The sequence below is a fragment of the Mycobacterium sp. genome (assembly GCF_025933915.1).
GTDB lineage: Bacteria > Actinomycetota > Actinomycetes > Mycobacteriales > Mycobacteriaceae > Mycobacterium.
The window spans coordinates 1-12,443 of record NZ_JAICZA010000024.1; the positions used below are offsets into that span (position 1 = coordinate 1).

Annotated in this window: 12 protein-coding genes; 2 read left to right on the plus strand and 10 right to left on the minus strand. The window is 65.0% G+C overall.

Going from position 1 to position 12,443, the window contains the following annotated elements; all coding sequences use genetic code 11:
• Together Q0W90_RS05960 and Q0W90_RS05965 are read left to right on the plus strand one after the other, a co-directional pair.
• The coding region (locus Q0W90_RS05960) for a trehalose-6-phosphate synthase (RefSeq protein ID WP_297773609.1) at positions 1-1,084 on the plus strand (1,084 nt) is incomplete at its 5' end.
• Between the two features lie 75 nt (positions 1,085-1,159).
• A complete protein-coding gene (locus Q0W90_RS05965) occupies positions 1,160-1,738 on the plus strand; it encodes a hypothetical protein (protein WP_297594962.1) in 579 nt (192 codons plus the stop codon).
• A 22-nt stretch (positions 1,739-1,760) separates the two neighbouring features.
• Here Q0W90_RS05965 and Q0W90_RS05970 read toward each other — a convergent pair whose 3' ends face one another.
• Genes Q0W90_RS05970 through Q0W90_RS06015 form a run of 10 tightly spaced genes read right to left on the minus strand, consistent with a single transcriptional unit; the run spans position 1,761 to position 12,243 of the window.
• Positions 1,761-2,252, minus strand: coding sequence for a mammalian cell entry protein (locus Q0W90_RS05970; RefSeq protein WP_297594963.1), 492 nt, complete (start codon positions 2,250-2,252; stop codon positions 1,761-1,763).
• On the minus strand, positions 2,252-2,971 hold the full coding sequence (locus Q0W90_RS05975) for a mammalian cell entry protein (protein ID WP_297697877.1): 720 nt from the start codon (positions 2,969-2,971) through the stop codon (positions 2,252-2,254). Before Q0W90_RS05975 ends, Q0W90_RS05970 begins: the two co-directional genes overlap by 1 nt.
• Positions 2,971-4,695 carry a virulence factor Mce family protein gene (locus Q0W90_RS05980; protein ID WP_297773613.1) on the minus strand — a complete coding sequence of 575 codons (1,725 nt, stop codon included), beginning with the start codon at positions 4,693-4,695 and terminating at the stop codon, positions 2,971-2,973. The genes Q0W90_RS05975 and Q0W90_RS05980 overlap by 1 nt, the downstream gene beginning before the upstream one ends.
• A gap of 12 nt (positions 4,696-4,707) precedes the next feature.
• On the minus strand, positions 4,708-5,871 hold the full coding sequence (locus tag Q0W90_RS05985) for an MCE family protein (protein WP_297594966.1): 1,164 nt from the start codon (positions 5,869-5,871) through the stop codon (positions 4,708-4,710).
• Positions 5,868-7,292, minus strand: coding sequence for a virulence factor Mce family protein (locus tag Q0W90_RS05990; RefSeq protein ID WP_297594967.1), 1,425 nt, complete (start codon positions 7,290-7,292; stop codon positions 5,868-5,870). The genes Q0W90_RS05985 and Q0W90_RS05990 overlap by 4 nt, the downstream gene beginning before the upstream one ends.
• Positions 7,289-8,353: a virulence factor Mce family protein gene (locus Q0W90_RS05995; protein WP_297594968.1), complete on the minus strand. Its 1,065-nt coding sequence runs from the start codon at positions 8,351-8,353 to the stop codon at positions 7,289-7,291. The genes Q0W90_RS05990 and Q0W90_RS05995 overlap by 4 nt, the downstream gene beginning before the upstream one ends.
• Positions 8,343-9,395, minus strand: a complete 1,053-nt coding sequence (locus Q0W90_RS06000) for an MCE family protein (protein ID WP_297594969.1) — start codon at positions 9,393-9,395, stop codon at positions 8,343-8,345. Before Q0W90_RS06000 ends, Q0W90_RS05995 begins: the two co-directional genes overlap by 11 nt.
• Positions 9,395-10,597 (minus strand): MCE family protein, encoded by a 1,203-nt coding sequence (locus Q0W90_RS06005; protein WP_297594970.1) that lies wholly within the window; start codon positions 10,595-10,597, stop codon positions 9,395-9,397. Before Q0W90_RS06005 ends, Q0W90_RS06000 begins: the two co-directional genes overlap by 1 nt.
• Before the next feature lie 19 nt (positions 10,598-10,616).
• Entirely contained in the window at positions 10,617-11,459 is an 843-nt protein-coding gene (locus Q0W90_RS06010; RefSeq protein ID WP_297594971.1) for an ABC transporter permease, read from the minus strand.
• 19 nt (positions 11,460-11,478) lie between these two features.
• A complete protein-coding gene (locus Q0W90_RS06015) occupies positions 11,479-12,243 on the minus strand; it encodes an ABC transporter permease (protein WP_297594973.1) in 765 nt (254 codons plus the stop codon).
• Between the last annotated feature and the right edge of the window lie 200 nt (positions 12,244-12,443).

Here is a 12,443-nt window from a genome sequence, read left to right on the forward strand (position 1 = left end):
CAACCGCCGCTTCGCCGAAGCCACCTCACGTGCCGCCGCGCGCGGCGCGACCGTGTGGGTGCAGGACTATCAGCTACAGCTGGTCCCGAAGATGCTGCGCGAACTGCGGCCCGACCTGACCATCGGCTTCTTCCTGCACATCCCCTTCCCGCCGGTCGAGCTGTTCATGCAGATGCCATGGCGGACCGAGATTGTCGAGGGCCTGCTCGGTGCCGACCTGGTCGGATTCCATCTGGCCGGCGGCGCGCAGAATTTCCTGTTCCTTTCCCGGCGGTTGATCGGCGCGAACACATCGCGCGGCGCGGTCGGGGTGCGGGCGCGGTACGGCGAGGTGGACCTCGGGTCCCGTGTCGTTCGGGTGGGCGCCTTCCCCATCTCCATCGACTCCAGTGCACTCGACCAGACGGCCCGACACCGCGGTATCAGGCGGCGCGCCAAGGAGATTCGGGCCGAGCTCGGCAACCCCCGCAAGGTGCTGCTCGGGGTCGACCGGCTCGACTACACCAAGGGCATCGATGTTCGCCTCAAGGCCTTTTCGGAGCTGCTCGCGGAGGGCCGCGCCAAGCGCGACGACACCGTGCTGATCCAACTGGCGACACCGAGCCGCGAACGGGTGGACAGTTACCAGCAGCTGCGCAACGACATCGAACGCCAGGTCGGCCACATCAACGGCGAATACGGCGAAGTCGGGCATCCGATGGTGCACTACCTGCATCGACCGGTCCCCCGCGACGAACTCATCGCGTTCTTCGTGGCCGCCGACGTCATGCTGGTCACCCCGCTGCGCGACGGGATGAACCTGGTCGCCAAGGAATACGTCGCCTGCCGCAGCGATCTCGGCGGTGCACTCGTCCTGTCCGAATTCACCGGCGCCGCCGCCGAATTGCGGCAGGCGTATCTGGTCAACCCGCACGACCTCGAAGGGGTCAAGGACATGATCGAGGCCGCGCTCAACCAGACCGTCGAGGAAGGACGGCGGCGCATGCGGTCACTGCGCCGCCAGGTGCTCGCTCACGACGTCGACCGGTGGGCGCGGTCATTCCTCGATGCGCTCGCCGAGGCGCGACCCCATGATGCCGATTAGCCCGGATACGCAAGGACCCATGGTGTTTGCGCGCCAACGCTGTGATACTCAAATCAGCGTGCTGGGAGGAATCACATGAAGCTCCGTCACGGACTTGCCGCGGGTGCCGGCATTTTCACGGCCGTCGTAACGGGAATCGCGCTGCAATCCGGCGAACCGGCCAAAGCGCTCGGGCCGCCCGCGGACGGCAACTACTCCTTCAACGAGGCGGGGGTGTCGGGGGTTACCTGGACCGTCACGGCGATATGCGATCAGCCCTCCGGAACGCGCAACATGAACGACTATTCCGACCCCATCGTATTTGCCATGAACTGCGCGCTGAACATCGTGAGCTTTACGGATGAGCGGATCAGCGCCGCCGACAAGCTGCAGAACTTCAGCGGCCGGGCGCGGATGTCCGGCATGCTGTGGACTTTCAAGATCGACAAGGACAACGGTGTGTCCTGTCCGGGCGGCGGCACCGCACAGTCCACCGAAACCTTCGCGTTCAGCGACGAAACGATGAGCGGCACCCACACCACGCTGCACGGCGCCGTGTGCGGGCTGCAGCCGGAGATGAAGAAGCAACCGTTCTCGCTGGCGATGACCGGGCCGCCGCCCAGCCCGGTAGAACGTTACCCGTTGTACTGCAACGGTATTGCGATGTGCTACTGACTTCGACCGATTACCGGCGGGACTAGATCGGCGTGATGTAGGCGATCAGCCACTGCTTACCGATCTTTTTGAAGTCCACCCGCAACCGGCTGCCGTCGTATAGCGGCTGGCGTGACTTGTCGGTGACCGTCCGGTTCATGTAGACCATCACAGCTGCCGACTCCCGTTTGGCGGACATGACTCCCACGCCCACAACGTTGGCCTGCACGACCACTTCGCGCTTCTTGGCCTCGGGAATGATCTGCGTGTTGGCGCTCTTCTGGAACTCCGCACGATAGTCGGGGGTCAACAGCGGGTACGCGGCCGACAGGCTCCGTTCGACGGTTTGGTAGTCGTAGGCGAAGACCTCGGGTATTTCCTTCGCCGCCAGGCCGGGCAACACCGCACGAGCCGACTGCTCACCGCGAACCTCGACCCGCTCCCAGTACATCCAGCCGGCGACCGCGGACAGCCCGACGAACGCCACGGCCAGAAGGTAACCCGCGACGATGAGCAGCCGACGGCGCCATCGCATCAATTACCCCCGTCTGGGTACTTCAGGTCGTAGCCGCTCATCCGTCCGGCGTCGTCTTCGTGCACGATGACGCGCAACCGGTAGGGCATCGACGGCTTGTTGACCCCGTCGATGTCGGCGACCGTAACGCGCACCGACACCAACACCGAGGCGTTATCACTAACGGTGTCAATGCCTTCCAGTGCGGCGCCGTTGACGACGGCTTCGGAAGTCGCGTTGGTGGAGCGGAACAGTGCCTTGAGGTTCTCGGCGTTGTTGTTGGCGCCGAGCATGCCCCGCAGTGGGCCACTGGTGCCGTTGATGAAGCGGTTGACGCTCTCGTCGATGTTGTCCTGCTTGTAGCTGAACATGTTGACGACCGTCTGCGTGGCGGTGTCGACGAAACGCTGATCGCGTGCCTGCGCGGCGGTGGCGTGGCGGTGCTGCACGATCAGCAAGGCCACGCATCCGGCCAGCACCCCCACCGCCAACAGCGCCGCCGCAAACGAGATCCACGCGACCAGGGTGCGGTGCGGCTGCCGACGTGGCGGCGGCTTGATGGACTTGAGGGCCTTGACGGGTTTCGCCGGCTTCTTCGGCGTGGCCGGAGCATCGGTCTGGACCGTGACGTCCTGGGTCGACTCACCCTTGGCGGGACCCGCCGCGCGCGACGCTCGGCGACGAACACGCGGCTGGGTTGTTTGTTCGTCCGCCACGGCAGGGTCCACTCCAGCGTCCATTACATAGGCCTTGGATCAAGCATCAGGTCCACCCACTTCTCGGCACCGGATGTGCCAGTGGCGCCGGCCGCGAAGATACCAGTGCCGCCGGCCGGATCGACAAACGCGCCGGTCTTTTCGTCGTAGGTGGCGTAGGACGGGCCGCTGGCCTGCGGCTGCGGCCCAGGCGGGGGACCCCACGGCTTCTCCGGCCCCGGGCCCGCCGGCGGCGGATTGATCCCCTGCGGCGGCGCCGGAGGGGGCAGCCACTTCGGATACGGCAGCTGGGGCGGCACCGGGGGTACCCCGGGTGGCTGCCACGACGTGAATGGCGGCGGCGGCCCATTGTCGTTGGGGGGCGGCGGATCGTAGGCCGGCTGCTTGTTCGGCAGCGGACCCGGACCGGGCACCACACCCGGCGGCGGCGGTCCGACGATCGGGGTACCGGGGTCGGGTTCAGCACCCGGCGGGATATAGGGAAACTTGTTGGGCGGCAATGTGTTCAACCCATTGGTCACCGGTGTGTCGTAGGGCACCGGCGGACCGCGCCACGGGTTGCGACCGATCGGCACGTACCCCTTCGGGTCGCGGCAGAGCTGAATAGTGGGGGCGCGCTTCCCGGGGAACTCCTGGCACGGGTAGTTGCGGGCGCCACGCACGGTACTGGGATCGTTTTGCGCGGTCTTGCAGTACATGTCTTTCGGAAGTTCACGCACCGTCTCGTCGGCCGGGGTGCGCATCAACGGCGGGGGCAGGAAGCCGACGGCGCATGGCGGCGGGTCGTTGAGGTCGAGCTTGAAGTCCAGCTTGCCGCCCTCGTCGAGAGGAGGACCGCCCGCCATCGTGATGATCGCGGCGAACAGCGCCGGCAGGACCACCAGGAGTTGCTCGATCGACTTGTGGTAGATCACGCCGACCCGACCCAGGTTGGCCAGGCTGGCGGCCAATGCCGGGAAGCTCGGGCGGATACCGGAGAACGCGGTACTGGCCTCGTCGGTGGCGCCCGGGGCGGTCGTCAACGTGTCGCGAAGCTGCGGGTCGGCCTGACGCACCTCGGAGGTGAAGCGCGCCAGCCCATCGGACAGCGACTTAATGTCACCCCCGGCACGAATCTGGGCCTGCAGGAACGGGCCGACCTGATCGATCAACTGCGAGACCTGCGGATAGTTGGCGTTGGCCTCGTCCACCAGCAGCCGGGCCGACTCGAACAGCCGGGCCAACTCGGGGCCGGAGCCATTGGCCGCGATGAACGTCTCGTGCAGCAGCTCACGCAACCGGGTGTCGCCCAGGCTGTTGACCAACGTCTCCGAACGCTTCAACAGGTCGGCGACGTCCTGGCCGATCCGGGTGTTCTGCCGCTCGATGCGAGATCCGTTGCTCAGCTTGCTCGATGCCGGTGCCTTCGGGGGCACCAGGTCGATGTACTGCTCCCCGACGGCCGACACACTTTTGACGGTGGCGGTGACGTTCGACGGGATGGCGGTCTCGCTGTTCAGCCGCATCTGAGCGATCACGCCGTTGGGACTCAGGCCCACCCCCTCGACGCGGCCGACGGCAACGCCGCGGTAGGTGACATTCGCGTTTTTGTACAGGCCGCCGCCGGCAACGAAATCGGCGCTCACGCCGTAGGTTCCGATACCGAAGGTCGCGGGCAGCCGCAGGTAGAAGATCGCCATCACGGTCAAGGTGATGACCGTGATCACGGCGAAGATCGCCAGCTGGATCTTGGTCAGTCTGTCATGCATCTGCGTCCGCCCCTACCGTCCCTCAGAACCCGAAGCCGTGCCGGGCGGAATCTTGAACGGATCCGCGGCCTGTCCGGACAGGTTGGCCAGTTCCCCGGTCAAGAAGTCCGGTGGGTTGAGGATCTCGTCCATGTGGGCCATGTTCGGGTCGAAATACGCCGTGGTGAAGAACGTTTCACCGAGCCGGCGCAGGGTGAGGTCGAACGTGGTGAACACGTTGAGGTAGTCACCCCGCACGGCCTGTTTGATGCCGTAATTGGGGAACGGGAATGTCAGCAAGATCTGCAACGAGGTGACGAAGTTCTTTCGGTTGTCGTTGAGCGCCTTCACGACCGAGTACAGGTCCTTCATATCGGCGGCGAAGTCCACCTTGGTCTTTGCCAGGATGTGCGAGGTGACATTCGCCAGTTTGTGGAGCGCGCCGAAGGCCTCGACGATGTGGTCGCGGTTCTTGTTGAGCACACGAACCGCTTCGGGCAACGTGTCCAGCGCCCGGCCGAGGTTGTCCTTGTCGCGCGCCAGGGCCGCCGAGAATCGGTTCAGTCCGTCGACCGCATCGATGATGTCGTTGACCTGACGGTTCAGCCCCGAGGTCAATTCCGCCAGCCTGGGGACCAAGCCGACGAACTGGTCCTGTCGGCCCGCGACGGCCCGGTAGGTCTCGTCGGTGATCTCTTCCAGGGCACCGACATTGCCCTTGTTCACCACGACGCCGAGCGCCGAGAGCACCTCTTCGGTGGTGGGGTAGCGACCGGTGTTGGCCTCCGCGATCTTCGACCCGTCGGTCAGCCGGCCGACGGCCGGCTTGTCCTTGGGCCGTGCCAAGTCGATGTGCATCGAACCGAGCAGCGATGTCTGGGCGACCGTCGCGGTCGAGTTGGCGGGCAGCGCGACGTTTTTGTTCAGCGCCAATTTCACTGCCGCATAAAACGATCCGTCGGCCCGTTGTTCGGCCGCAATACCGGAAACACTGCCGACGGTGACGTCGTCGACCATGACCGGCGAGTTCTGCGGCAACGTCGCCACGTCGGGCAGCTCGACGGTGACTGAGTAGGCGCCACTGCCATGACCGGCGGTGCCGGGCATCGCCAACGAGTTCAGGCCGTTGAACTGGCATCCGCCCAGCAGCATGGCACCCATTGCTAATCCGCTGGTGCGCAACCACATTCGGTTCATCCGCCACCACCCAAGCCGGCGGCCGGTCCGCCAGGCGCCTGGCCCGGAGGCGGACCCGGCAGCGGGCCGAACGCGCTTCCGGGAGCGGGGCCAGGGGCGGGCGCGGCGCCGGCCGGCGCGGGACCGGCGGGCGGGGCCGGCGGGATCAGCAACGCCTGCAGATCCGCCGGGTTCTGGGCGCCCGGATTCTGGGCGCCCTTGGCCGGGACCCAGGTCAGCTCCGGGACCGGGGTCGCCGCCTTGGCCTGGGTTTCCGGGGTGTCGTAGATGATCTGGCCCTTGTACGCCGTGATGGTGTTGAGCGGGTGGAACATCAACGGCGGATAGTTCGCGGTGAGCCGGCGCAGCACCGGCCCCAGCCGCTCGCGACACAGCTCGGCGCGCTTGAAGTAGTCCGGTGCCCTCGGCCCCGCCGCGGTCTCGAAGGAGCCGCCACAGATGAACTGCACGGGGTTGGCGAATTCCGGTATCGACAACAGACCGTTGAGCGTGCCCTGCGCGGGGTCATAGATGTTGTAGAAGTTGGCGATACCCGGCCCCGCCACGTGCAGCACCTGCTCGATGTTGTCGCTCTGGTCGCTCAACGTCTTCGCGAAGACGTTGAGGTTGTTGACCGTATCGATGATCGTCGAGTTGTTTTCGTGCAGGAACCCACGGATGTCTGACAGCGCCGTGTTGAGGGTCCCCAGGGTGCCGTCGAGATGGCGCGAGCTGTCGGCGAGCACCTGCGACACCGAGGCGACGTTTCCGGCGAATTGCACGATCTGTTCGTTGCTGGACGAGAGCGCGTTGACCAGCACCTGCAGGTTCTTGACGGTGCCGAAGATGTCGCCCCGCGAATCCCCCAGCCGCCCGGCGGCTTGCGAGAGCTCGCGCAAGGCGCTGTGGAACGACTGGCCCTTGCCGTCGAAGGTGTCGGCGGCCTGGTTGATCGCCGAGCCCAGCGGACCCTGCATCGATCCGGCCGTCGGGCCGAGTTGGACAGCGAGCTGGGTCAGCGACTCCTTGACCTCATCCCATTCCACCGGGACTGCGGTGCGGTCCTGGCCGATGCTGGCGCCGTCGGCCATCGCCGGCCCGCCGGTGTATGCCGGTGTCAACTGGATGAACCTGGCCGCCACCAGGTTTGGCGACATGATGACGGCCTTGGCGTCCTTCGGGACTTTCACGTCCGTGGACACCGACATGGTGATCTTGACGTCGGACGGCCGCGGCTCGATCGTGTCGATGGTGCCGACCGGAACCCCCAGAATGCGAACCTGGTCACCGGGATACAGACCCACGGCCGATGCGAAGTAGCCGACGATCTTGCGGTTATTTGCCTGCGACGACAGCACATACACGCCACCCACCAGCACCGCGACGAGCGCGATGATGGTGGCATAGCGCAGTCCCCGACTGCCGGCGATCCGCTGCATCATGGTGACTTCGGCCTGATGACCCAGCGTTCCTGAATCAACCCGCGCAGGTAGTCGGCGAGGCTGGCCGGCATCTTGCCCGGCTGGTAGAAGAAGTCGAACATCGTGGCAAGCAGCGGCGCCGGGATCACACCGTAGACGTTGACATTGAAGCCGGGGCCAGACCCGACCACCTCACCCAACTCGGTGGCATAGGTGGGCAGCCGCTTGAGGGCCTCGGCGATGTAGTCGCGACGCTCATTGAGGTTGGACAGCACGTCGTTGAGTTTGCTCAGCGCGGGCCCGAATTCCTTGCGGTTGTCGGCGACGAAGCCGGAGATCTGCGCCGAGAGATCCTGGATGCCCGAGATCAGCTGACCCAGGGCATGGCGGCGTTCGTCGAGCGCGGCGAACAACTCGTTACCGTCGTCGACCAGCTTGTCGACCTGTTCGGCGCGCTGGGACAACACGCCGGTGACCGACTTCGCATGCGCCAGTAGGCTTTGCAGCGCCTCGTCGCGGCGGTCCAGGGTGCGCGACAGCGACGTGACGCCGTCCAGCGCGCCCCGCAGCTCCGGGGTGGCTTCGTGCAACGTGTCGGTCAGCACGTTCAACGCCTTCTCGAACTGCGGCTTGTTCAGGTTACTCGCGTTGGAACCCAAGTCCTCGAGCGCGCCGGCGAGCGTGTACGGCGTCGTGGTGCGGCTGAGCGGGATGGTGGTTGCCTTGCCGCCGCCGGCCGGGCTCACCGAGATCGAGCGCTCACCGAGGATGGTGTCGGTGCGGATCGCGGCCAGCGACTGGTCACCGACCGCGACGTGGCGGTCGACGCTGAAGCTGATCTTGGCGCTGTCGCCGGCCAGACCCACGGAGGTCACCTTGCCGACTTTGAAACCCGAGACGTAGACGGCATTGCCGGGGTTGATTCCGCCCGCGTCGGTGAAGTAGGCGTCGTAGATTTTGCCCTGCGGCCAGAACGGTAATCCGGCGTAGCCGAAGGCAATGAGCACGACGCAGACCACCAGCACCACGCCGAAGATGCCGGTGCGCAGGGGGTCACGTTCGTGCTTCGCGTTACTTGGCAAAAGCGCACCTCCCCTTGCTGGGATCCAGCTGACCGCCCAGCGGCAGCAAGATGTCGCCACCGGCCGGGCCGTTGATCTTGATCGTCACGGAGCAGAAATAGATGTTGAAGAACGACCCGTAGGCGCCCAGGGCGGCCAGTCGGAGATAGTCCTCGCCCAGCTGCTCGATGTCGTTGTTCACCTCGGCCTCGCGGTTGTCTATCTCGGTGGCCAACGGGCGGGTGTTCTCCAGGATGCCCTGTAGCGGCCGGCGCGAATTCTTCAGCAGCTCCGTCAAATCCGTCGTCGTCGAGGCCAGCGGGGGGATGGCACCCGCGATGTCGTCTTTGTGCTCGGCCAGCCCGGTGATCAGTTGTTGCAACTGGTCGACGCTGGTCGAAAATTGTGCGCTGCGTTGGTCCACGGTCGTCAGCACCGTGTTGAGGTTGTTGATGACGTCACCGATGAGCTGGTCGCGCTGGCCCAGCGCCGAGGAGAACGCGCTCGTGTCGGCCAGCACATTCGACAACGCCCCGCCCTGGCCCTGCAGCAACTGGATGACCGCACCGCTGATGGTGTTGACCTTGTCGGCGTCAAGGCCTTTGAGCACCGGCCGCAGGCCGCCCAGCAGCGCATCGAGATCCAGTGCGGGCTGGGTGTGCTGGCTGTTGATCGTTCCGCCCGCCGGTATCCTGCGCAGCTCCCCCGGGCCGGAAGTGATCTCCAAATATCGGTCGCCGACCAGGTTTTCGTAGCGGATCACCGCGCGCGTCGACGAGTAGAGCGTGTAGCGCTTGTCGACCCCGAACGCCACGTCGATGGTGTTGTCGTGATTGAGCTTGATGTCCGACACCGCACCCACCGGCACCCCGGCGATGCGCACCTTCTGGCCGGACTTGAGCCGCGATACGTCGGTAAACGTTGCGTGGTAGGTGCTTTCGGGGCCGAACCGGAAGTCGCCGAAGACCACCACCAGCCCCGCCGACACCAACAACATCGCCACCGCGAAGATGCTGACCTTGATCATCATCGAGCGGTGCGACGGCATTCCGGAGGCGGCCATCAGAAGTCGTCCCGTTCCGCGAAGGCGCCGTGGAACAGGAACTGCAGCGTCGAGGGCGCGTCGAACTGCAACTCGGTGAACGGCTCGTACGGGATATTCGCGTTGTCGGTGACCAGGAACGGCGCCCGGTACCACGAGCCGCCGTGTTGCTTGTTCGGGATGTCGGGCAGCCCACGGCAGTTCGGACCGCCCGAGGCGTTGACGATCGGCAACGATTCCGGGTAGGTGTACGACGGCGCGCCCAGCACGAAGCTCGACGACGTGAACAGGCCCGCCTTGCGAACACCGAGAATCGGTCCGAACTCTTTGAGGCCCCGGTCGATACCGCCGAACAGGCAGCCGAATTCCGGTGAGTACTCACCAGCCACCTTGAGCGGGGCTCGCAACCGGTTGATGGCGTCGATGAAGTCCTGTTCGGCCGGCGCCAACGTGTCATAGGCGTTGTTCGACAGGCCGATGGTGGCCAGAAGCGTGTTGTCGAGATTCTTCTGCTGGTCCACGACGGTCTTGTTGATCGTCGGCAGGTTGTCGACCACGGTGGTCAGGTCGGGGGCGGCGTCGGCGTAGACGTTCGCCACAACCGCGGCCTTGCGAAAGTCCTCCTGCAAGGCGGGCAGCTTCGGATTCGCTTGGCGCGTCAGCGTATTCAAACCCGACAAGATGCCGCCCAGGTCGTCGCCATGGCCACGCAGGCCTTCGGCGAACGCGCTCAGCGTCCCGTTGAGTTCGACGGGGTCGACCTTGTGCAGCAGGTCCATCAACGACTGGAACAAGGTGTTGACTTCCAGCTGCACCGCCGACGCCGCGACATGCGCGTCGGGACGAAGTGAAGTCGGCGAAGGCGATTGAGGCGGAAGGAATTCCACCGCCTTGGCACCGAAAATGGTGTTGCCCGCGATATGCACCGTCGCATTGGACGGGATGAAATGCATGTCATCGCTGTCGATGCCGAGCGTCAGCCGGGCCTGGTCACCGGAATAATCGATCGTCTCGACCTTGCCGATCTGGATGCCGCGGTACTTGACTTTGGCGCCCTTCTCCATCACCAGCCCGGCCCGCGGCGCCGACACGGTGACCGTGTCGATCGACGCGAAGGCCGCCGTGTACGAAAGGTAAGTCAGCACAGCGAAAGCCACCATCAGGCTGGCCAGCACCGCTGCTGCCAGCCGGACGGTTGTGCGTTTCGCCCCTGTGTCTGCCATGTCCTTTTAAGCGGTCCTCTTATCCGGAGAGGTTGAAGTTACCGGACGCCCCATACACAGCGAGCGAGATGAACAAAGTGATGACGACCACGACGATCAACGACGTCCGCACGGCCTGGCCGACCGCGATCCCGACGCCGACCGGACCGCCGCTGGCGTTGTAGCCGTAATAGGTGTGCACGAGCATGACCGCGATCGACATGACGATGGCCTGCAGGAACGACCATAGGAGGTCCGACGGGATCAGGAACGTATTGAAGTAGTGGTCGTAGAGGCCTTTCGACTGCCCATTGATGTACACCGTGGTGAAGCGGGCGGCGAAGAAGGCGGCCAGCACCGACAGCGAGTACAGCGGAATGATCGCGATCAGGCCGGCGATCAGGCGGGTCGATACCAGGTAGGACACCGAGTGCACCGCCATGCACTCGACGGCGTCGATCTCCTCCGACACCCGCATGGCACCCAATTGGGCGGTGGCGCCGGCACCGATGGTGGCCGCCAGCGCGATACCCGCGATCACCGGCGCGACCACCCGGACGTTCAGGAAGGCGGACAGGAACCCCGTCAGTGCCTCGATGCCGATGTTGCCCAGCGACGAATACCCCTGTACGGCAATGACCCCGCCGGAGGCCAGGGTCAGGAACGCCGCAACACCGACCGTGCCGCCGATCATGACGAGAGCTCCCGCGCCCATGGTCATCTCGGCGATCAGCCGGATCGTCTCCTTGCGGTACCGGGTGAGTGCGTTGGGGACATACCGCATGGTCTGCCCGTAGAACAACGCCTGCTCACCGAAGTCGTCAACCGGCTCTTGCAGCCGCGAAAAGACGCGACGAAATCGCAGCGTGACGTCGTAACTCATTGCGTGCTCACCCGTCTCGTCACTTCGCCGAAATTCGCACGCCGACGGCGGTCATCACCACATTGATCACGAACAGACAGATGAAGGCGTAGACCACGGTTTCGTTGACCGCATTACCCACGCCTTTGGGGCCGCCCTTGACGGTCAGGCCGCGGTAACAGCCCACCATCCCGGCCATCACACCGAACAGCAGCGCCTTGACCTCGGCGAGAACCAGCTCGCGCAGACCGGTCAGCACGGTCAAGCCGTTGATGAACGCGCCCGGGTTGACGCCCTGCAGGAAGACGGAGAACACGTAACCACCGGAAAGACCGATGGCGCAGACCAAGCCGTTGAGCAGCAGCGCCACCACCGTCGACGCCAACACACGGGGTACGACGAGTCGCTGGATCGGGTCGATGCCCAGCACCCGCATCGCGTCGATCTCCTCGCGGATCGTGCGGGCGCCGAGGTCGGCACAGATCGCGGTGGCACCGGCGCCGGCCACCACGAGCACGGTCACCACCGGACCCAGCTGGGTGATCGTGCCGAATGCCGTCCCGGCGCCGGACAAGTCGGCGGCGCCGATCTCGCGCAGCAGGATGTTGAGGGTGAAGGCCACCAACACCGTGAACGGGATGGACACCAGCAGCGTCGGAACCAGCGACACGCGAGCGATCATCCACGTCTGATCGAGAAACTCACCAAATTGGAACGGCCGGCGAAAAGCCGCCCGGCCGGTGTCCATCATCATTTCGAAGAATCCGCCGATGGCGCGGGCGGGGACCGAAAGTTGCTCAATCAACTCGGTTCCCCCCTCGGCTGGTCTCGGCGAAGTCTATGGCTGGCTTTCGCGTTGTCTACGGTCGCACGGGGCTCGGTGTGAGCCGGATCATATTAACTCAGAACAAGTTCACCGTGTCAATGAACAGCACTTCTTATCCCAACCGTTAATTCGCCAGGTCAGACGCACTTGTCACGTGTCAAACTGACACACGTTCTACC

What these genes read in the sequence shown, in the direction of transcription:
- Q0W90_RS05965 (WP_297594962.1), top strand. Translation starts at nt 1,160, where the DNA reads ATGAAGCTCCGTCACGGACTTGCCGCGGGTGCCGGCATTTTCACGGCC.
- Q0W90_RS05970 (WP_297594963.1), bottom strand. Translation starts at nt 2,252, where the DNA reads ATGCGATGGCGCCGTCGGCTGCTCATCGTCGCGGGTTACCTTCTGGCC.
- Q0W90_RS05975 (WP_297697877.1), bottom strand. Translation starts at nt 2,971, where the DNA reads ATGGACGCTGGAGTGGACCCTGCCGTGGCGGACGAACAAACAACCCAG.
- Q0W90_RS05980 (WP_297773613.1), bottom strand. Translation starts at nt 4,695, where the DNA reads ATGCATGACAGACTGACCAAGATCCAGCTGGCGATCTTCGCCGTGATC.
- Q0W90_RS05985 (WP_297594966.1), bottom strand. Translation starts at nt 5,871, where the DNA reads ATGAACCGAATGTGGTTGCGCACCAGCGGATTAGCAATGGGTGCCATG.
- Q0W90_RS05990 (WP_297594967.1), bottom strand. Translation starts at nt 7,292, where the DNA reads ATGATGCAGCGGATCGCCGGCAGTCGGGGACTGCGCTATGCCACCATC.
- Q0W90_RS06000 (WP_297594969.1), bottom strand. Translation starts at nt 9,395, where the DNA reads ATGGCCGCCTCCGGAATGCCGTCGCACCGCTCGATGATGATCAAGGTC.
- Q0W90_RS06005 (WP_297594970.1), bottom strand. Translation starts at nt 10,597, where the DNA reads ATGGCAGACACAGGGGCGAAACGCACAACCGTCCGGCTGGCAGCAGCG.
- Q0W90_RS06010 (WP_297594971.1), bottom strand. Translation starts at nt 11,459, where the DNA reads ATGAGTTACGACGTCACGCTGCGATTTCGTCGCGTCTTTTCGCGGCTG.